This window comes from Sphingopyxis sp. (assembly GCF_040216815.1).
GTDB lineage: Bacteria > Pseudomonadota > Alphaproteobacteria > Sphingomonadales > Sphingomonadaceae > Sphingopyxis.
On record NZ_JAVJOJ010000003.1, the window covers coordinates 104,777 to 123,298 of the forward strand.

The 18,522-nt window shown below is 65.8% G+C and carries 17 protein-coding genes; 10 read left to right on the plus strand and 7 right to left on the minus strand.

Annotation, left to right across the window (positions count from 1 at the left end; translation table 11 throughout):
• Positions 1-236 precede the first annotated feature (236 nt).
• Together RIA72_RS03175 and folP are read left to right on the plus strand one after the other, a co-directional pair.
• Positions 237-1,376 carry a site-specific DNA-methyltransferase gene (locus tag RIA72_RS03175; protein WP_350030922.1) on the plus strand — a complete coding sequence of 380 codons (1,140 nt, stop codon included), beginning with the start codon at positions 237-239 and terminating at the stop codon, positions 1,374-1,376.
• A gap of 106 nt (positions 1,377-1,482) precedes the next feature.
• Complete coding sequence (folP, locus tag RIA72_RS03180) at positions 1,483-2,613, plus strand: dihydropteroate synthase (protein ID WP_350030923.1); 1,131 nt, start codon at positions 1,483-1,485, stop codon at positions 2,611-2,613.
• A 19-nt stretch (positions 2,614-2,632) separates the two neighbouring features.
• On the opposite strand, the gene RIA72_RS03185 is transcribed toward folP, so the two are convergent.
• Entirely contained in the window at positions 2,633-3,538 is a 906-nt protein-coding gene (locus RIA72_RS03185; protein ID WP_350030924.1) for a hydrogen peroxide-inducible genes activator, read from the minus strand.
• Positions 3,539-3,689: 151 nt separating this feature from the next.
• Here RIA72_RS03185 and RIA72_RS03190 point away from each other — a divergent pair, with 151 nt between their 5' ends.
• Positions 3,690-4,157, plus strand: a complete 468-nt coding sequence (locus RIA72_RS03190; RefSeq protein WP_350030925.1) for an EF-hand domain-containing protein — start codon at positions 3,690-3,692, stop codon at positions 4,155-4,157.
• 335 nt (positions 4,158-4,492) lie between these two features.
• On the opposite strand, the gene trmFO is transcribed toward RIA72_RS03190, so the two are convergent.
• Positions 4,493-5,839: a methylenetetrahydrofolate--tRNA-(uracil(54)-C(5))-methyltransferase (FADH(2)-oxidizing) TrmFO gene (gene trmFO, locus RIA72_RS03195; protein WP_350030926.1), complete on the minus strand. Its 1,347-nt coding sequence runs from the start codon at positions 5,837-5,839 to the stop codon at positions 4,493-4,495.
• A 78-nt stretch (positions 5,840-5,917) separates the two neighbouring features.
• On the opposite strand from trmFO, the gene RIA72_RS03200 reads away from it, so the two are divergent.
• The 4 genes from RIA72_RS03200 (at position 5,918) to RIA72_RS03215 (ending at position 8,643) form a co-directional block, all read left to right on the plus strand.
• Positions 5,918-6,616: a lysoplasmalogenase gene (locus RIA72_RS03200; RefSeq protein ID WP_350030927.1), complete on the plus strand. Its 699-nt coding sequence runs from the start codon at positions 5,918-5,920 to the stop codon at positions 6,614-6,616.
• Positions 6,617-6,678: 62 nt separating this feature from the next.
• On the plus strand, positions 6,679-7,413 hold the full coding sequence (locus tag RIA72_RS03205; RefSeq protein ID WP_350030928.1) for a hypothetical protein: 735 nt from the start codon (positions 6,679-6,681) through the stop codon (positions 7,411-7,413).
• Positions 7,414-7,535: 122 nt separating this feature from the next.
• Entirely contained in the window at positions 7,536-7,916 is a 381-nt protein-coding gene (locus tag RIA72_RS03210; RefSeq protein WP_350030929.1) for a glycine zipper 2TM domain-containing protein, read from the plus strand.
• Between the two features lie 166 nt (positions 7,917-8,082).
• Complete coding sequence (locus tag RIA72_RS03215) at positions 8,083-8,643, plus strand: peroxiredoxin (RefSeq protein ID WP_350030930.1); 561 nt, start codon at positions 8,083-8,085, stop codon at positions 8,641-8,643.
• A gap of 18 nt (positions 8,644-8,661) precedes the next feature.
• Here the strand turns inward: RIA72_RS03215 and RIA72_RS03220 are convergent, their stop codons facing one another.
• Both RIA72_RS03220 and gyrA read right to left on the minus strand, forming a co-directional pair.
• On the minus strand, positions 8,662-8,985 hold the full coding sequence (locus tag RIA72_RS03220) for a DUF952 domain-containing protein (protein ID WP_350030931.1): 324 nt from the start codon (positions 8,983-8,985) through the stop codon (positions 8,662-8,664).
• The gene (gyrA, locus tag RIA72_RS03225) at positions 8,982-11,690 is read right to left on the minus strand and encodes a DNA gyrase subunit A (RefSeq protein ID WP_350030932.1); all 2,709 of its coding nucleotides are present in this window, start codon (positions 11,688-11,690) and stop codon (positions 8,982-8,984) included. Before gyrA ends, RIA72_RS03220 begins: the two co-directional genes overlap by 4 nt.
• A 263-nt stretch (positions 11,691-11,953) precedes the next feature.
• Here gyrA and RIA72_RS03230 point away from each other — a divergent pair, with 263 nt between their 5' ends.
• The 3 genes from RIA72_RS03230 to RIA72_RS03240 are packed head-to-tail and all read left to right on the plus strand — an operon-like array spanning position 11,954 to position 15,505.
• A complete protein-coding gene (locus RIA72_RS03230; protein WP_350030933.1) occupies positions 11,954-13,168 on the plus strand; it encodes a hypothetical protein in 1,215 nt (404 codons plus the stop codon).
• A gap of 58 nt (positions 13,169-13,226) precedes the next feature.
• On the plus strand, positions 13,227-14,135 hold the full coding sequence (locus RIA72_RS03235) for a hypothetical protein (RefSeq protein WP_350030934.1): 909 nt from the start codon (positions 13,227-13,229) through the stop codon (positions 14,133-14,135).
• Entirely contained in the window at positions 14,132-15,505 is a 1,374-nt protein-coding gene (locus RIA72_RS03240; protein ID WP_350030935.1) for a sensor histidine kinase, read from the plus strand. Before RIA72_RS03235 ends, RIA72_RS03240 begins: the two co-directional genes overlap by 4 nt.
• Before the next feature lie 28 nt (positions 15,506-15,533).
• Here the strand turns inward: RIA72_RS03240 and RIA72_RS03245 are convergent, their stop codons facing one another.
• The 3 genes from RIA72_RS03245 to secG form a co-directional block, all read right to left on the minus strand.
• Entirely contained in the window at positions 15,534-16,217 is a 684-nt protein-coding gene (locus RIA72_RS03245) for a Crp/Fnr family transcriptional regulator (protein WP_350030936.1), read from the minus strand.
• Positions 16,218-16,238: 21 nt separating this feature from the next.
• A complete protein-coding gene (gene pyrG / locus RIA72_RS03250; RefSeq protein WP_350030937.1) occupies positions 16,239-17,870 on the minus strand; it encodes a CTP synthase in 1,632 nt (543 codons plus the stop codon).
• Between the two features lie 109 nt (positions 17,871-17,979).
• Entirely contained in the window at positions 17,980-18,438 is a 459-nt protein-coding gene (gene secG / locus RIA72_RS03255) for a preprotein translocase subunit SecG (protein WP_350030938.1), read from the minus strand.
• Positions 18,439-18,522 lie beyond the last annotated feature (84 nt).

Sequence of the window (18,522 nt, forward strand, 5' to 3'; positions counted from 1 at the left end):
TCCTTCTTCCGCAAGGGGAGAAGGTTTTTCTGATTTTTTTCTTCACTGAGTCCTCATCGCCACACCACCAGTGGTTGAGTCTCCGAGTCGCGCCAGACTCCATATGTCGTGGAGGACTCGTTTCGTTCCCATCGCGTTAACTATTGTGACACCCGAAATCCCTAGAATCCTTGGCTTGACGGCGGACTCCGCCGGACTCATCAGGGGCTTCTTTGGATCGAGCAACGGGGTGACGCATGGGTGTGATGGAACGGGTGAAGGCGCCGGCAACGAAGCAGCGGGCGCCGGCAATCGCCCCCGCGGGCCTGCCGCTCGACAGCATTTTGCAGGGCGATTGCGTCGAGATGATGCAGAGCCTGCCCGCGGCTTCGGTCGACATGATTTTTGCCGATCCGCCCTATAATCTCCAGCTTGGCGGCGATCTGTTGCGTCCCGACGGGAGCCAGGTCGATGCGGTCGACGATGACTGGGACAAGTTCGACAGCCTTGCCACCTATGACCGTTTCACCCACGCGTGGCTGAAGGAAGCAAAGCGCATCCTGAAACCGGGCGGCAGCATCTGGGTGATCGGCAGCTATCACAATATCTTCCGTGTGGGCACCGCGCTCCAGGACAATGGCTATTGGATCCTCAACGACATTGTGTGGCGGAAAGCGAACCCGATGCCCAATTTCAAGGGAACGCGCTTCACCAACGCGCATGAGACTTTGATCTGGGCGTCGATGGGGGAAAAGGCGCGCTACACCTTCAACTATCGCGCGATGAAGACGCTCAACGACGAGCTTCAGATGCGCTCCGACTGGCTGATCCCGATCTGCGGCGGGCAGGAGCGGCTCAAAAAGGGCGGGCACAAGGTCCACCCGACGCAGAAGCCCGAGGCTTTGCTCTATCGCATTCTGCTGGCCTGTTCGAACCCCGGCGATGTGATCCTCGATCCCTTTTTCGGCACCGGCACGACGGGCGCGGTCGCGAAGCGGCTGGGGCGCCATTATATCGGTATCGAGCGCGAGGATGATTATATCGCTGCGGCGAAAGAGCGTATCGAGATGGCGCTGCCGCTCGACGAAAGCGCGGTCAAGACGATGATGGCGCCCAAGGCCGCAACGCGCGTGGCCTTCGGCACGCTCGTCGAATGCGGGATGATTGCGCCGGGAACGGTGCTCACCGACGCCAAGCGCCGCTGGAAGGCAAAGGTACGCGTCGACGGCAGCCTCGATTGCGAGGGACAGGCGCCCGGGTCGATCCACAAGGTCGGCGCGGGGGTGCAAGGCGCGCCGAGCTGCAACGGCTGGACCTTCTGGCACGTCGACAATGGCGAGGAATTGCGCGTGATCGACGCGGTGCGCCAGGATTGGTTGCTGGCGAACGAGGCGTAACATGCGCGAATGAATCGTCGTCTCCGCGAAGGCGGAGACCGCTATCGGGATCGTGCAAGATTGCCAGCGGCCTCCGCCTTCGCGGGGACGACGAGAAGGGTAAACGATGTTTCAACCGCTAACCAAACCCGACCTCGGGAGCGCCTCCTCGACCGCGCAAGTCTATCTCCGTCCGACCTCTTTCGTCGACCGCCCGCACGAGCTGGACGACGTCTGCCTGCGGATCGCCGACACGATGGTCTGGTTCGCGGCGTGGCATGTCAGCGTGCGCGAGGGCGATAGGGTCCAATCGGCGATCGTGCCGGTGCCCGACCTCGACGCGTGGATCGCGGCGATGCCGGATCGGCTGGGCGAAGCGGCTACGGCGCAGCGCGCGGGGATCGCGCGTCCGCGCGGGGCGTTCCATCTCGGCGAACGGACGATCCGGCTGGGCGAGCCGCAGCTAATGGGTATTTTGAACGTCACGCCCGACAGTTTTTCGGACGGCGGCAAGCATGTCGATGCCGCGGCGGCGATAGATGCGGGCTTTGCCCTGGCCAGTGCCGGGGCGGCGATTATCGACGTGGGCGGTGAATCGACGCGGCCCGGCGCACCCCTGCTGTGGGAGGGCGACGAGATTCAACGCGTCGAAAGCGTCGTATCGGCGCTGGCAAAGGGCGGCGTCGCGGTGTCGATCGACACGCGCAAGGCGGCGGTGATGGAGGCTGCGCTTGCCGCGGGGGCCCGGATCGTCAACGATATTTCGGCGCTGCGTTACGACGACCGCGCGATGGAGGTCGTCGTTCGCGCAGGCTGTCCGGTCGTACTGATGCACGCGCCCTCGGCCAAAAGCGACCCCCACGAGGGCGGCAGCTATGCGCACGTCCTGCTCGACGTTTACGACATGCTCGCGGAGCGCGTCGCGGCGTGCGAGGTGGCGGGGATCGACCGCGCAAAGATCATCGTCGATCCGGGGATCGGCTTCGGCAAGGGCGTCGGCGACAATCTGGCGCTGGTGAACGGGCTGGCGCTGCTCCACACGCTCGGTTGCCCGATCCTGTTCGGCGCGAGCCGCAAGCGGATGATCGGGGCGCTCGATAACGAAGCGGCGGCGGATCAGCGGCTCGGCGGTACGGTGGCGCTGCACTATCAGGCTGCGGGGCAAGGCGCGCAATTGCTGCGTGTCCACGACATCGCCGAAAACCGGCAGGCGCTGCGCGTCTGGCGCGGGCTGCGCGATGCTGCGTTGACGGCCTAGTCAATCGGCATTCCCGGCGTCATCCCGCCCTATGCTGCCGAAAAATGTCGGCCAACATGCGGAACTCTTCGGCGCGCGGGCTGCCTTTGCGCCACACGAGCGCGATCGTGCGCCAGTCGTGCTCCGAATCGAGCGGGCGCGTATCGATGTCGGTGTGGTCGAGAATGCCGGCCTCGATCGCCATCTGCGGCAGCATGGTAATGCCAAGTCCATTGTCGACCATCTGGACGAGCGTGTGGAGCGACGTGCCCATCATCCGCGCGCCGGCACGCAGTTCGGGCCGGTTGCACGCCGCGAGCGCGTGATCCTTCAGGCAATGGCCATCCTCGAGCATCAGCATCTGCGCCGGATCGATCTGATCGGCGCTGACTGTTGCCGGGAGGTTTTCGGACTGGTCGCCGGGGAAGGCGACGAACAGCGCATCGTCGAACAGATTCTCCGCCTCGACATCGCCGCACGCATAAGGAAGCGCGAGCAGCACGCAGTCGACGGTGCCGTGGTGGAGCGACTCGCACGCCTGCGCGCTCGGCTCTTCGCGCAGGAAAAGCTTGAGCGAGGGACGCTCCTTGCGCAGCCGCGGAAGCAGGCCGGGAAGGAGGAAGGGCGCGATCGTCGGGATGACGCTCATGCGCAGTTCGCCGACGAGCGGCGCCGCCGCCGCCGCCGCCATGTCGGCGAGCTCCTCGGCCTCGCGCAGCACGCGGTGCGCCTTGTCGACGATCTTGTTGCCGAGCGCGGTGAAGCGCACGACGCGGCGCGTGCGCTCGACGAGCGTTTGGCCGAGCAGCGTCTCCAGCTCGCGGATACCGGCGGAGAGGGTGGACTGGGTGACGTTGCAGGCGTCGGCTGCGCGCCCGAAATGGCCGTGCTCGTGCAGCGCGACGAGATATTGCATCTGTTTCAGTGAAGGGAGATAATTTTGCATTGATCGGATATAGCAATTTGTCGGGCGATTTTTAACAGATTTAGCGATTAAAAAGCGCTCGCTTCCGAAATTTGTCGCCAATATGGTCGCATCGCGTGGCGCCGCGGCGCGGCCCATGATAGCTGTTCCGCCGGTCGGAGCGGAGGGGCGGATGGCGGTTTCGCGGTTTCTGATCGGCGGCATGGCGAGTGCGCTGCTGCTGACCGGCGGAGTCTTTTTGTGGCAGGGGCACAGCCAGCTTGCCGAGGATAGGGTGCTGCCCGATCCGCCACCCGCGCTGCCCGCCATCCCGGTTGCCGGAGCGAATGCGCCCAGGCACGGGCCTCCGCCGCCCGACCTGCCCGCCGCAAAAGAGGCCTCGCGCGAGGAACGGCGCTTCAACCGTTACGACCGCGATCGCAACGAACGGATCAGCCGCATCGAGATGATGGCGACGCGCAGCGCGGCGTTCCGCAAACTCGACAAGGACGGCAATAATCTGCTGACCTTCGAGGAATGGGCGGCCGCGACGGGCGAGCGCTTTGCGGGGGCCGATGCCGACAAATCGGGCGATCTGACGCGCGCTGAATTTGCGACGACCGCGCCGAAGCGGACGGCGAAGCCGAAGTGTAGCTGCTGAGGGAGTAACGGCGGCGGCGTGTCGGGAACGATGCGTGGCCGCCGTGTGACTTGCAATACCCGTTCGCATCGAGCGAAGTCGAGATGCCCATGGGGAGAGGCGCAAGGTCGATGGGTGTCTCGACTTCGCTCGACACGAACGGGAAGATGGGCAGGGCGGGAAGCGACCGGAATACGACATCTCCTCCTTTGTCATCCCGGCGAAGGCCGGGATCTCACCCTGTCGGTTTGCTGCACCGGCGAGATCCCGGCGTTCGCCGGGATGACGGAATTGAAGAAGTCCGCTCGCCACTCCAAAACTGCCGTTTTGACATCATAACCCCAGCCGAGCGGGTTTTAGGCAGCAATACCCTCGGCCATCTTCATCCACTCGGCGAGCGCCTTGCCCGCGCGCTGAGTATAGCCCAGCTTGCGGTCCTTCTTGCGCACCTCGTCGGCGAGCGGCGGGAACAGCCCGAAATTGACGTTCATCGGCTGATAGGATGACGCATCGGCGCCGCCGGTGATATGGCCGAGCAGTGCCCCCAGCGCGGTTTCGGGCGGCGGCGGCGGCAGGGTGCGGCCCGCGAGTTCGGCGGCGGCGAAGCGCGCGGCGACCAGGCCGATCGCGGCGCTTTCGACATAGCCTTCGCAGCCGGTGATCTGTCCAGCGAAGCGGATATGCGGCGCCGATTTCAAACGAAGCTGGCTGTCGAGCAGTTCGGGCGAGCGGATGAAGCTGTTGCGATGCAGCCCGCCGAGCCGCGCGAACTCGGCCTTCTCGAGCCCCGGAATGGTGCGGAACAGCTCGACCTGCGCGCCATGCTTCAGCTTGGTCTGGAAACCTACCATGTTCCAGAGCGTGCCGAGCGCATTGTCCTGGCGCAGCTGGACGACCGCATAGGGCCAGCGCCCGGTCCGCGGATTGTCGAGCCCGACGCCCTTCATCGGGCCGAAGCGCAGCGTTTCGACCCCGCGTTCGGCCATCACCTCGATCGGCATGCAGCCCTCGAAATAGGGCGTGTCCTTTTCCCACTCCTTGAAATCGGTCTTTTCGCCGTCGATCAGCCCCTGGACAAAGGCGTGATATTGCTCCTTGTCCATCGGGCAGTTGATATAATCCTTGCCGTCGCCGATCGGACCGACCTTGTCCCAGCGGCTAGCCATCCACGCGATGTCCATGTCGATGCTGTCGCGATAGACGATCGGCGCGATCGCGTCGAAAAAGGCGAGCGCATCCTTGCCCGTCGCGGCGCCAATGTTTTCCGCAAGGCTGGCGGCGGTGAGCGGGCCGGTCGCGACGATGGTGAGTCCTTCGGCCGGCAGCGTGTCGATACGTTCGCGCACGATGATGACGTTCGGATGGTCCGACAGCGCCTTCGTCACTCCGCCCGAAAAGAGGTCGCGGTCGACCGCGAGCGCCGAACCCGCGGGCACCTTGGTCGCATCGGCCTCGCGCATGATGATCGAGCCAAGCGCGCGCATTTCGCGGTGGAGCAGGCCGACGGCATTGCTGTCGCCATCGTCGCTGCGAAAACTGTTCGAGCAAACCATCTCGGCGAGCGTGTCGCCCTGATGCGCCGGGGTCATGTCGCCGCCTCCGCGCATTTCGGACAGGCGGACGCGAAAACCCGCTTCGGCAAGCTGCCACGCCGCTTCGGACCCTGCCAGGCCGCCGCCGATGATATGAATATCGTAACGCATTTACCGTGTCCGTTGACTTGCTTGGGGTGGGCTGCGCACTAGTCCGGTTGGGGCGAAGATGCAAAGGGGCGGAGGTTGATGGCGGCGAGAAGGGAATGGGAGCGGGCGCACTGGTTATGCCTGGCGGCGCTGGCTGGAGGGACAAGCTATTTCTTCGCGGTGGTGCTGCGCTGGGACGGCGCGGCGGTTCACATGTGGAAAGCGTCGGGGGTTGCGCTGCTCGCGGCATGGGCGGTGGTCAACGCGCGCACTCTCGATGGGCGGATGATCGCGGCAGTGATGGCGTGCGGGGCGCTGGGCGACTGGCTGCTCGACGCCGTCGGCATGTTGCAGGGTGCGGCGGCCTTTGCTGTCGGTCATGCGGTGGCGATCATCCTCTATCTGCGCCATCGGCGCGCCCGCCTGTCGGCATCGCAGCGCGCGCTGGGCTGGCTGACCGTGCCGCTGGCGCTGATCATCGTGTGGGCCTTGTCGCGCGGCGCAGCGCCCGATCTGGCGATGGCGGCGATCGGTTATACCGCGATCGTCGCGGCGATGGCGGCGGCGGCCTGGACCAGCCGTTTCCCGCGATACCGCACCGGGATCGGCGCGATGCTGTTCCTCGCGAGCGATCTGTTCATCTTTGCGAGCGAAGGCGGCACGCTGTCAAAGGATGTGACGTTGTGGCTGGTCTGGCCGCTCTATTTCGGCGGACAGGCGCTGATCGCCCGGGGCGTGGTGAGCACGCTGGCGCGCGAGGCGGACGCCCCTTCGAAGGGGACGGCTGGGGCGGGGTAGGCGGGTCAATCCATGTGTCTTGCCTGCGCCGGGCAAATTGGTATCGAGGGGCAGGGGGCGAAGTGGAAAAGCGCTGGGCTGCAGACCGGGGAAAGAGCTTTTATCTCGGCTTCGGGATAATCGGCCTCCTCATCGTCCTGTGCGGGTTTGGCGTAACCTATGGCCTTCCCATGGCGCGGGGCACATTTTCGGCGCCCTGGTATGTGCATTTGCACGGTGCGGCGGCACTGGGCTGGGTTTTGCTGTTCATTGCCCAAACGAGCTTGGTTGTGTGCGGGCGAAGCCCGCTGCATCGGCGGCTGGGTGGATGCGCGATCCCGATTGCTGCCACAATCTGGGCAAGCGGGGTGGCCACATCCGTCTGGGCTGCCGCACGAGACTTGCCCTTTTTGGGGAGCGTCGCGACATCGGCGATTGCGGGAACGCTGACCGGGCTGGGGTTTTACTTTTTCATCGTGCTGGGGGGCCTCGCCCTGCGACGGCGACCCGATTGGCACAAGCGGCTGATGATGTTGGCAACCATCCATCTGCTGTGGCCGGCATTTTTTCGCCTGCGCCATTTGCTGCCCCTGATTCCCGAACCCGAGATCAGCCTGGCGCTGGTGGTCGCCTATACGCCCATCGCAGTCGCGGCGATACGCGACCGTCGACAATTTGGCGCAATACATCCGGTCTGGCTGTTCGTGGCGCCGCTCCTCTTTGTCGAGCAATGCGTCGAAGTCGCGATATTCGATCAAGGATGGCACCGGAGTTTCGGCGAAGCGCTGTTCGGCCTGCTGAGCCAGCGAGGCAGTTGAGGCAAGGCGCCCGGAAAGCTGGTCGAAGCGAGGCTTTGCGGAATACGGGGAGGTAGCAGTTCAGCGGGGCGCCATCTTTGCTGTCCTAGACGGGGCATCAGCGAACAAGATGGAGAAGCGAGATGTTCCAGCTCAAGAAACTGGCGCTGACGGCGCTGATCGGTGCCAGCGCGATCGCGGCACTGCCGACCGACGCCGAGGCGCGCGACCGGCATCACCGCCATGGCTATTATGATGGCGGCTATGACCGCGACTATCGCGATTACCGACGCGATTATCGCCGCGACGCGCGGCGCGATTATCGGCGGAACTACTATCGCGACCGCCGCTATTATTGCCGCCGCGGCAGCGGGACGACCGGCATGATCGTCGGCGGGGCCGCCGGGGCGCTGCTGGGCCGCGAGGTCGACCGTTATGGCGATCGCGCACCCGGCACGATCATCGGCGCCGCCGCCGGTGCGCTGATCGGGCGCGAGATCGATCGCGGCGGTCGCCGCTGCTGACCGCGCGCCGCGTATCGGCCGATGCCGCGCCGCACGGGCCACAGGCTCGCGCGGCGCGGCGCGGTGCCGGCCGGTCGGCCATGGGTTTGATTGCGGTCTGCAAATTTCAGCGTAGAGTAGGCGCCGGAGCAGGATTGTCCTGCCGTTGGAAAAGGAGGCCGCTCAAATGACCTATCTGGCAAAATTTGCGCTGGCCGCCGGGCTGGGCCTGTCGCTGACGGCGCTTCCCGCGACCGGCATCGCGGCGCTCCAGCAAGGCGCGCAGGCGCCCGATTTCACATTGAACGCCGCGCAGGGCGGAAAACCGTTCAGTCTGTCGCTCAAACAGGCGCTGAAGAGGGGGCCGGTCGTGCTCTATTTCTTCCCCGCCGCCTTCACCCCCGGCTGCACGATCGAGGCGCATCTGTTCGCCGAGGCGAGCGACGATTTCAACCGACTGGGCGCGCGCGTCATCGGTGTGACGGCCGGTAATATCGAGCGCGTGGCGGAGTTTTCGCGATCCGAATGCCGCGACAAGTTCGCGGTCGCCGCCGATCCGGGCGCCAAGGTTGCGGCCAAATATGATTCGACGATGCAGCGTCCCGACGGGACGATGCTGTCGAACCGTACTTCCTATGTCATCGCGCCCAACGGCACGATCCTGCTCAGCTACACCGACAGCAAGCCGCAGGCGCATGTCGAAAAGACGATGGCCGCGGTGCGCGCGTGGAAGGCACGGCGACGTTAGGCGCCGCGACCGGACCCCTTATTCCGCGCCGTTGCTGCGCTGCCTTATGCTTACCACCGCCTCGATCGGTAGTTCGGCATAGATATGCGGGAAGAGATCGCCGCCGCGCGCCGCTTCCCAGCGGACGCTGCCGCCGAGGCGCGCCAGATCGACCTCGGCGATGATCAGGTCCGCCTCGCCGGCAAAATATTTGGCGATCGTCGCATCGAGCTGCGCCGCGGTCGAGAGGTGGATATAGCCATCCTCGATGTCGACCGGCGCGCCGCGGAACACGCGCTCGCGCTCGAAATCGGCCCATTGCTGTGCGGTCAGCACCTTGAAGGCCGTCGCGGGCCTCGTCATTCGGTCGGCGCTTCCGCGGCGGGGGCGTCGGTTTCGGCGTCCTCGCCGCCGTCTTCCTCGCCCTCGTCGATCAGCGCGGCCGAGACGACATGCTCGTCATTGGCGACGTCGAACAGGCGCACGCCCGCGCTGCCGCGACCGATGATGCGCAAGCTGTCGAGCCCCATGCGGATGAGCTTCGCCTGGTCGGTGACGAGCATCAGTTGATGCGCCTGCGTTGCCGGGAAGCTCGCGACGACGGGGCCGTTGCGGCCGATATTGTCGATGTTGGTGATCCCCTGGCCGCCGCGGCCGGTGCGGCGATATTCATAGGCCGACGACAGCTTGCCATAGCCGTTCGCACAGATGGTGAGGATGAACTGTTCGCGCGCGGCAAGCTCGGCCATGCGCGCGCTGTCCAGCGCCGGTTCATTCTCATTGTCCTTCCACGGTGCGGCGCGAAGATAGGCCTCGCGCTCCTCGCTGCTCGTGCCGACACGGTGAAGAATCGACAGCGAAATGACCTCATCGCCGTCGGCAAGCCGCATCCCCCTTACGCCGGTCGAATTGCGGCTCTGGAACTCGCGGACATCGTCGCCGGCGAAGCGGATCGCCTTGCCCTGCCGCGTCGCGAGCAGAACATCGTCGCTTTCCTCGAGCAAGGCGACGCCGATCAGCCGGTCGTCCTTATCCTCGCCCTCGAACTTCATCGCGATCTTGCCGTTCGAGGGCACATTGGTAAAGGCGTCCATGCTGTTGCGGCGCACGCTGCCCTTCGCGGTCGCGAACATGACATGCAGCTTGCCCCACTCGCCCTCGTCCTCGGGCAGCGGGAGCACGGTCGAGATGGTTTCGCCCTGCGCGAGCGGGAGCAGGTTGATCATCGGGCGGCCGCGCGTCGCGGGCCCGCCTTCGGGCAGGCGCCACACCTTCAGGCGATAGACTTTGCCCGCGGTCGAGAAGAAGAGTACCGGCGTGTGCGTCGAGGTGACGAACAGCTCGGTCACGACATCCTCGTCCTTCGTCGCCATGCCGGCGCGGCCCTTGCCGCCGCGGCGCTGGGCGCGGAAAGTGTCGAGCGGCGTGCGCTTGATATAGCCGTCCATCGTGACCGTGACGACCATCTCTTCGCGCTCGATCAGATCCTCGTCGTCAATGCCGTCGGCGGCGGGGGCGACGAGCGTTTTGCGCGGCGTGGCAAATTCGTCGCGTACCTGGACGAGTTCCTCGCGCATCACGCCATAGAGCTTGACCCGGTCGGCGAGGATCGAAAGAAGCTCTTCAATCTCGGTCGCCAACTCACCGAGTTCCTTGCCGATTTCGTCGCGGCCGAGCGCGGTCAGCCGGTGGAGGCGGAGATCGAGGATCGCCTTCACCTGAATTTCGGAGAGGCGATAGGTGGCGCTGTCCTCCATCTCGCCCTCGATCGCTTCGACGAGGCGGATATAGGGTGCGATTTCGCCGATCGGCCATTCGCGCGCGAGTAAGGCTTCGCGCGCCGCGGCGGGCGAGGGCGAGCCGCGAATGATGCGGACGACTTCGTCGAGGTTGCTGACCGCGACGACTAGGCCGAGCAAGATGTGCGCCCGGTCGCGCGCTTTCGCCAACTCGAACTTGCAGCGGCGCGTGATGACCTCTTCGCGAAAGGCGATGAAGGCAGCCAGAATGTCGTGCAGCCCCAGCATTTCGGGGCGGCCGCCGCGGATCGCGAGCATGTTCGCCGGGAAACTCGACTGCGCGGGCGTGTGGCGCCATAGCTGGTTGAGCACGACTTCGGCGGTCGCGTCGCGCTTCAGCTCGATGACGACGCGCACGCCTTCACGGTTCGATTCGTCGCGGATGTCGGCGACGCCCTCGATGCGCTTGTCGCGCGCGGCTTCGGCGATCTTCTCGACCAGGCCCGATTTGCCAACCTGAAAAGGAATCGATGTCAGAACAATAGATTGCCGGTCATTCTTTCCTTCCTCGATGATATGCGTCGAGCGCATCATGATCGAGCCGCGGCCGGTGGCATAGGCGTTCCGCGCGCCGCCCTGGCCGAGCATCATGGCGCCGGTGGGAAAGTCGGGGCCGGGGATGATGGCCATCAATTCTTCGAGGCTGAGCGGCGGCCCGCCTTCGAGCTGGCGGTCGATCATCGCGAGCGTCGCGTCGACGACTTCGCCCAGATTATGCGGCGGTATGTTGGTCGCCATGCCGACCGCGATCCCGCCCGCGCCGTTGACAAGCAGGTTGGGGAAGCGCGCCGGGAGCACCGTGGGCTCGTCGCGGCTGGCGTCATAATTGGGCTGAAAGTCGACCGTATCCTTGTCGAGATCGCTCAGCAGCACCATCGCGGTCTTTGCAAGCCGCGCCTCGGTATAGCGCATCGACGCCGGCGGATCAGGGTCCATCGAACCGAAATTGCCCTGACCGTCGATCAGCGGGACGCGCAGCGACCAATCCTGCGTCATGCGGGCGAGCGCGTCGTAAATCGCGCTGTCGCCATGCGGGTGGTAATTACCCATGACGTCGCCGACGATCTTCGCCGATTTCTTGTACGGACGCCCCGGAACGAAGCCGCCTTCCTGCGCGGCGTAAAGAATGCGGCGGTGGACGGGCTTCAGGCCGTCGCGCACGTCGGGAAGCGCGCGGCTGACGATCACGCTCATCGCGTAATCGAGGTAAGACGTCTTCATCTCGTCGACGATATTGATCGGCGAAACGCCGTCGTCGAACGGTTGCATAGGCGTATTTTCTTCGGTCAAGACCCGGCCTTTTTTCTGCTTATCGGGAGATGATTTGGGATTAGCGGATGGACGCGGTAAAGGCCAGCGATTCGGTCGGTTTTGTGCAGATTTTTTGCGCTGTGCAGTGGCAACGAGAAGGCGCTGTTCACCCTTCGGATTTGTGCCCCTGCGAAGACGGGTTCGAAAGGTGGCGGCTTGCCAATCGCCCGATCGACCCTAAAGCTTTTTTCGATGACGATTTGCCTGCCTGGGGGATGCAAATGGCGCTGATCGCGCTGGTCGGGGCCAGCGAAACCCTGCCCGAAGGGGGGCTGCGCGCGCTTGTCGCCGTCGCGGGCGAAACGCTGATCGAGCGGCAGGCGGCGCGCCTTGCCGATGTCGGCGTGACGCACATCGCCGTTGCGGTCGCGGCGGTTCCCGCCGAACTGACCGCCGTGTGCGATCGCATCCGTCGGCGCGGGATGACGGTGACGCCGGTGCGCGCGGCGCCCGACCTTATCGGACTGGTCGAACCCGACGACCGCGTCATCCTGGTCGCCGATGGCCTGCGCGCCGGCGGCACCCACTATGCCGCGATCGCGCGGCCCGGTTCGCCCGCGATACTGGTTACGGGCGACACTGTGTTGACGCAGGGGTTCGAGCGGATCGACGCGACGCGGCGCTGGGGCGGCCTCGCCTCGATTTCGCAGCCGATGGTCGCTGAACTGGCCGCGATGCCGGGCGAGTGGGACATGATGCTGACGTTGCTGCGGCTTGCCGTGCAATCGGGCGCGCGACGGCTGTATTGCGAACCCGCGCTGTTCGAGCAGGGCGAGATCGCGATCGTCGCGGATCGCCCCACCGCGGCGCTCATCGAGCAATCGAGTCTGCAACAGGTCGAATATGGCGGCATGGGACTGGGACGGTCGGCGATCATGATGCCGCTGGTACGCCTGGCGGGACCGTGGCTGGTCAAGTCGCCGAACATCGCCCGCTATCTGCCCTATGTCACCGCGGCGCTGTGGCTGGGTGTCGCGGCGCTGACGGCGAGCGGGCTTGCGGCGGCGGGCGCGCTGGCGGCAATTTTCGGCGGGCTCGGGCTGGCGGCGATGCGCTTCCTGTCGTCCTTTCGCGCCGAAAGCGCGGCGCGCGACCGGGTTCGTGCGATCATCCGTGGGTTCGCACTCGCCCTGCTCGCGCTTTTCCCGTGGATTCTGGCGCTCGGCGCACCACAGCGCGCAGCGCCGCCCTTTGCCGAAGCCGCGCTGGCGCCTTGCCTCGCTGTGACGATCCTGCTCGCGCGCGCGCTGTACGAGGACGGCGGCGAGCGGCGGCGGTTCCACTGGCTGCTTCCCGACGCCGATCAGGCGTGGATCATGCTGGCGCCCGCGCTCCTGTTCGGCCTTGCCCCGCCCATGTTCGCGATCCTGCCCCTGCTCGCATTGTTCCAGATCCTGCTCTGGCTGCGCCTCGCGCGGCGGCCCGATGGGCGCTAAAACAGGCTCCTACAAGGTTTAAGCCCTATTAACGCCAAGCTGCTATTGGCGGGGGCGCATGAGTGAATCGCTCTCCTTTTCCGGCGCCGAACCGCCGTCGCCGACCCTGTCTGCGCGGTTGAGTGAACTCGCGGGCTTTTTCGCAGCGCCCGCCGCGGGGCGGCTGACCGAGGAGCAGCGCGCGCTGTCGCTGGGCATCGCGCGGCGGCTGATCGCAGAGGTCGCCATGCGGATCGACCCCGCGATCGACAGCGGCGCGCTCTGGCAAGCATGGCTCCGCAGCGGCATTCCCGGTGGCACGCGGCTCGCCGGGGCCTGTTTCGCGCGCGCCGAAGAGCATCGGTGGCGGCGGCAATCGGCGGAACGCGTCATCGCGGTGCCGCTGCCAAGCGAGACGCCCGACGAAGCGGCTCCCGCCGACGCATCCATGACCGCGCGCGAGCGTGCCTATCTGGACCTGCGAATCGCCGACCGGCGGCGCTTCGACGCCTATGGCCAGCCCATGCTGGCGATCGCCGATCTCGACGGCGACTTGTTCCGCGCGCTGTTGCACGATGTTGCGGCGTGGAGGCTGGCGGCGGTCAGCGTCGATACCGGCCGCGCTGCCGATCTGGGCGAAGCCGTGCGCCAGGCGATCGAGCGGCAAGCGGATGAACCCGGCATGACCGCCGCGGCCATCGCCTACCACGACGCCCTCGACGGGGCACTACCCGATGCTGCGCGCGAGGCGATTGCCGCGCACGACTGGCCGGCGCTGATCGCGCTGGCGGCCGCGGTGCAGCAGCGTCGCTATGCCGATATGGCGCTGGCGCTGCTGACCGCCGAGCCCAGCGCACTGCCTTCGCTGCTCGCGCCCCTGCATCTCGATGCCGAGGCGCTGGCGCCCCTCGAAGCGTCGCTGGCGATGCTGCCCGCACGCGCGGTAAGCGATTTCGATGTCGGCGCCGGACCGGAGGGCGGGCGGTGACCGATCGCGTCATTTGCGGCCGGATCGACCGGGCGGGCGTCCTTGTCAATGCGGACACGCCGTTGCTGCGCTTGCAGCAGCGCGCGGGTTCCGGGCTCGGCAAACCGCTCGCGCTACCGCATCTCGCGCGGCTTGCCGCGCTGGCGCAGCGCTTGCAGCGCGACATCAGCCGTCCTCTGCGAACGGCCGACGACCATAGCGACGTTCACGCGCTGGTGCGCATCGCGCCCGACGCCGACGGCGCGAGCATCGAGATCAGCGACTGGCGGGCACGCGCCATGACCCCGCCGGAAATGGCTGCGGCTGCCGAAGACACTGCGTTGGCGGACGGCTGGACCTGGGAATGCGATCAGCAATTGCGCCTTGTCGCGCTGCGCGCCGCGGGAAGTACGCCGCCGGTGCCGCCGGGGTGGGAAGGGCGCTCGCTGTCCGAAATTTTCGAGCTGCGACCCGATGGCGACGGTCGCTTTCCCGTGCTGCGCGCGCTCGCGCGGCAGGCGCGTTTCGACGGGCAGAGCGTCAGCGTCGCGGGCGCCGCGATGACGCTCGCGGGCGATGCGCTGTTCGACGCGACGGGACGCTTCACCGGCTTCCGCGGCTTTGCTTCGGTCAGCGAACCGGCGGGGCCTGCCCCCGAGGCGAAACCCGCCCCCGCGTTCGTCGACCCCGCCTTCGGATCGCTTCCCTTGTCCGACCCGCAATTCGGCCGCCGCATCGACGGCGCGCTGCGCGGCCCGCTGAGCCGCATTATCGCCACGGCCGAGACGATTTCGGGGCAGTTCGACGGGCCCATTCGCGCCGATTATGCGCGCTATGCCGGCGACATTGCCCATGCGGGGCGGCATCTGCTCGGGCTGGTCGACGACCTTGCCGACCTTCAGAATATCGAGCGACCCGGGTTCAAGGCCGCGCGCGACGACATCGACCTTGGCGATCTCGCGCGCCGCGCGGTCGGACTGCTCGGCATGAAGGCCGAAGAAAAGGGGATTCGCATCTCCGCCCCGGCGGCCGACGACCGGATGCCCGCGACCGGCGAGTTTCGCCGCGTGCTGCAGGTGCTGCTCAACCTGCTCGGTAATGCCATCCGCTATTCGCCCGATCATTCGCAGATATGGCTCCGTGTCGATCGCCAGGGCGACCGCGCGACGATTACCGTTGCCGATCAGGGGCAGGGGATCGACGCCGACCAGCAGGCGGTCGTGTTCGAAAAGTTCGAGCGGCTGGGCCGTACCGACAGCGGTGGATCGGGGCTTGGGCTCTATATCGCGCGCCGCCTGGCGCGGGCGATGGACGGCGAGCTGACGGTCGACAGCGCGCCGGGGCAGGGCGCGCGTTTCACGTTGAGCCTGCCGGCGCGCGACGACGGATAGGCGGCGGGGAGACGGGGGCGAAAAGCTCTCAGCTTTCGCTTTCGCTGATGTCCTCGAGCATGTCGGGATCGAGCACGCGAACACGGCCCTGTTCGAGCGCAATGATGCCCGATTCTTCCCAGCTTTTGAGCTGGCGGTTGATATGTTCGCGGCTCATCCCCGCGAAATTTCCGAGTTCGGTCTGGCTGAGCTCGACGCGCTGCGCGACTCCGACATCCTTGCGGATCAGGCGTTTAAGGTAGCGCGCGAGCCTGGGGCCCGAGGCATAGGCGCGGTCGCTTTCGATCGTCTGATCCGCGGTGCGCAGCCGGCGCGCGAGTTGTTGCATCAGCGACCAGGCAAATTCGGGATGGCTGGCGGCGAAATCCTTGAGCGCGTTGCGGCCAAGCTGGAGCGCGCTGCCGGCGCTGGTTGCGGTGACGGATGCGGTACGGTCGCCGCCGTCGAGCAGCGCAATCTCGCCCAGCACCGCGCCCGGTTCGGCATAGGCAAGCACGATCTCGCGTCCCCCTGCCGTCAGCATCGATACGCGCGCCGTCCCTTCGGTCAGGATCAGCATCATGTCGCCCGGATCGCCCTGAACGAGCAATTCCTTGCCCTTGACGAAATTGATCTGAACGGCGCGGCTGACGATTTCGGCCCAGTCTTCCACCGAAAGACCCGAGAAAATGCTGTCGGGGCTCTGCAGCGCGGCAAGTCTTGCGTGATCCATGGCCCCAATCCCCCTTGTCGTTCAGACCAGCCGGCTCTGTTTCACCGCCGCTTCGATAAACCCTGCGAACAGGGGATGCGGGTCGAAGGGTTTGGACTTGAGCTCCGGATGGAATTGTACCCCGATAAACCACGGATGGTCCGGGCGCTCAACGATTTCCGGCAACATGCCGTCGGGCGACATGCCGGAAAAGACCAGCCCGCCCTTTTCGAGTTGCTCGCGATAGGCGCCGTTGACCTCGTACCGATGGCGGTGCCGCTCGCTGATCGCGTTCGCGCCATAGACGCTTGCGACATGGCTGTTCGGCGACAGTTTCGCTTCATAGGCGCCAAGCCGCATCGTGCCGCCGAGGTCGGTGTTGGCACCGCGCTTTTGAAGCCCCTCGGCGCTCATCCATTCGGTGATGAGGCCGACGACGGGCTCGTCGGTCGGGCCGAACTCGGTACTCGACGCCTTGGCGATCCCGCTCGTGTTGCGCGCCGCCTCGATGCACGCCATTTGCATGCCAAGGCAGATGCCGAAGAAGGGGACGCCCCGTTCGCGCGCGAAACGGACGCTGGAGATCTTGCCTTCCGACCCGCGCTCGCCAAAGCCGCCGGGAACCAATATGCCGTGCAACGGCTCCAGATTGGCGGCAAGTTCGTCGTCGCGTTCGAACATTTCGGCATCGAGCCAGCGGATATTGACCTTGACCCGGTGCGCCATGCCGCCGTGGACAAGCGCCTCGTTGAGCGACTTGTAGGCGTCGGGCAGCGAGACATATTTGCCGACGACGCCGATCGTCACCTCGCCTTCGGGATGCTGTTTGCGGTCCATGATGTCGTACCAGGCGGTGAGGTCGGGCGCGGGCGCATCGTGGATGCCAAATGCGTGGAGTACTTCGGCGTCGAGGCCCTCGCCATGATATTGGACCGGAACCGAATAGATGGAGTCCGCATCGAGTGCGGGAATCACCGCTTCCTTGCGGACGTTGCAGAATTGCGCGATTTTCGCGCGCTCATTGTCGGGAAGCGGCTTTTCGCAGCGGCACAGCAGGATGTCGGGCTGTACCCCCAGCGACGCAAGTTCGCGAACGCTGTGCTGCGTCGGCTTGGTCTTGAGCTCGCCCGCCGCGGCGATATAGGGCACCAGCGTCACATGGACCGAGATGGCGTTTTCGCGCCCGACCTCGTTCTTCAATTGGCGGATCGCCTCGATGAAGGGCAGCGATTCGATGTCGCCGACGGTCCCGCCGATCTCGCACAGGACGAAATCGAGGTCGTCGGTCTCGGCGCGCGCAAATTCCTTGATCGCGTCGGTGACGTGCGGGACGACCTGCACCGTCGCGCCCAGATAATCGCCACGGCGCTCCTTGGCGATGATGCCCTGATAGATGCGACCCGACGTCACATTGTCGCTCTGCCGCGCGGCGACGCCCGTGAAGCGTTCGTAATGGCCAAGGTCTAGGTCGGTTTCCGCGCCATCGTCGGTCACATAGACTTCGCCGTGCTGATAGGGCGACATCGTGCCGGGATCGACGTTCAGATAGGGATCGAATTTCCGGATGCGGACACGATAGCCACGCGCTTGCAGGAGGGCGGCGAGACTTGCCGCCATCAAACCCTTGCCAAGCGAGGAGACCACGCCGCCGGTGATAAAAATGAACCGCGCCATGGGAGGAAAGACTTACTCAAATCGAGGGGGACGGCGCAAGCCGTCGAATCGCGAACCGCGGAAATAAATTCCGCGGCGTGCGGGCTGATATGGTGGCCTGAGCCGCCGGTTATTTGGTTGGAGGCGGCGCCTTCTGCGCGTCGGCCGGCACCGCGTTCTGGTTCGCCGCGGCGGCGGCCGCAGCCGCCAGCGGATCGTCAGACAACTGGGCAGGCGCCGTGCCCGCCGCAGTGCCTTCGGCGGGCTGTGCCGGCGCGGTGATCGACGCCGCGGGGGCAGCGCCACTCGTTTGCGCCGATTTCGAAAGCGACGTGTCGATCGTCGAGCCGCCGCGCCCGACCGATGCCATCGCCGCGAGGACGATCGACAGGCCGACGAACAGGCAGGCAAGCACCGTCGTCGCACGGGTCATGAAATCCGCCGCGCCGCGTGCCGAGAGCAGCCCCGCGGGGCTCCCGCCGACGCCGAGGCCGCCGCCTTCCGATTTCTGCATCAAAATGACGCCGATCATCGCCGCGGCAACGAGCGCCTGGACGACGAGCAGGAAGGTGAAGAGGCTGGACATCATATTTTCCCGAACTTGCGCGGCCTCATGCAGACCGCGCCCGCGGCGCACATAGAGACGAAGCGGCAGGGGTTCAAGCCATACATG

Coding starts and splice junctions, on each gene's coding strand:
- RIA72_RS03215 (WP_350030930.1), top strand. CDS start 8,083: ATGACCTATCTGGCAAAATTTGCGCTGGCCGCCGGGCTGGGCCTGTCG.
- RIA72_RS03220 (WP_350030931.1), bottom strand. CDS start 8,985: ATGACGAGGCCCGCGACGGCCTTCAAGGTGCTGACCGCACAGCAATGG.
- RIA72_RS03190 (WP_350030925.1), top strand. CDS start 3,690: ATGGCGGTTTCGCGGTTTCTGATCGGCGGCATGGCGAGTGCGCTGCTG.
- RIA72_RS03175 (WP_350030922.1), top strand. CDS start 237: ATGGGTGTGATGGAACGGGTGAAGGCGCCGGCAACGAAGCAGCGGGCG.
- RIA72_RS03210 (WP_350030929.1), top strand. CDS start 7,536: ATGTTCCAGCTCAAGAAACTGGCGCTGACGGCGCTGATCGGTGCCAGC.
- trmFO (WP_350030926.1), bottom strand. CDS start 5,839: ATGCGTTACGATATTCATATCATCGGCGGCGGCCTGGCAGGGTCCGAA.
- pyrG (WP_350030937.1), bottom strand. CDS start 17,870: ATGGCGCGGTTCATTTTTATCACCGGCGGCGTGGTCTCCTCGCTTGGC.
- RIA72_RS03235 (WP_350030934.1), top strand. CDS start 13,227: ATGAGTGAATCGCTCTCCTTTTCCGGCGCCGAACCGCCGTCGCCGACC.
- RIA72_RS03245 (WP_350030936.1), bottom strand. CDS start 16,217: ATGGATCACGCAAGACTTGCCGCGCTGCAGAGCCCCGACAGCATTTTC.
- secG (WP_350030938.1), bottom strand. CDS start 18,438: ATGATGTCCAGCCTCTTCACCTTCCTGCTCGTCGTCCAGGCGCTCGTT.
- folP (WP_350030923.1), top strand. CDS start 1,483: ATGTTTCAACCGCTAACCAAACCCGACCTCGGGAGCGCCTCCTCGACC.
- RIA72_RS03230 (WP_350030933.1), top strand. CDS start 11,954: ATGGCGCTGATCGCGCTGGTCGGGGCCAGCGAAACCCTGCCCGAAGGG.
- gyrA (WP_350030932.1), bottom strand. CDS start 11,690: ATGCAACCGTTCGACGACGGCGTTTCGCCGATCAATATCGTCGACGAG.
- RIA72_RS03185 (WP_350030924.1), bottom strand. CDS start 3,538: ATGCAAAATTATCTCCCTTCACTGAAACAGATGCAATATCTCGTCGCG.
- RIA72_RS03200 (WP_350030927.1), top strand. CDS start 5,918: ATGGCGGCGAGAAGGGAATGGGAGCGGGCGCACTGGTTATGCCTGGCG.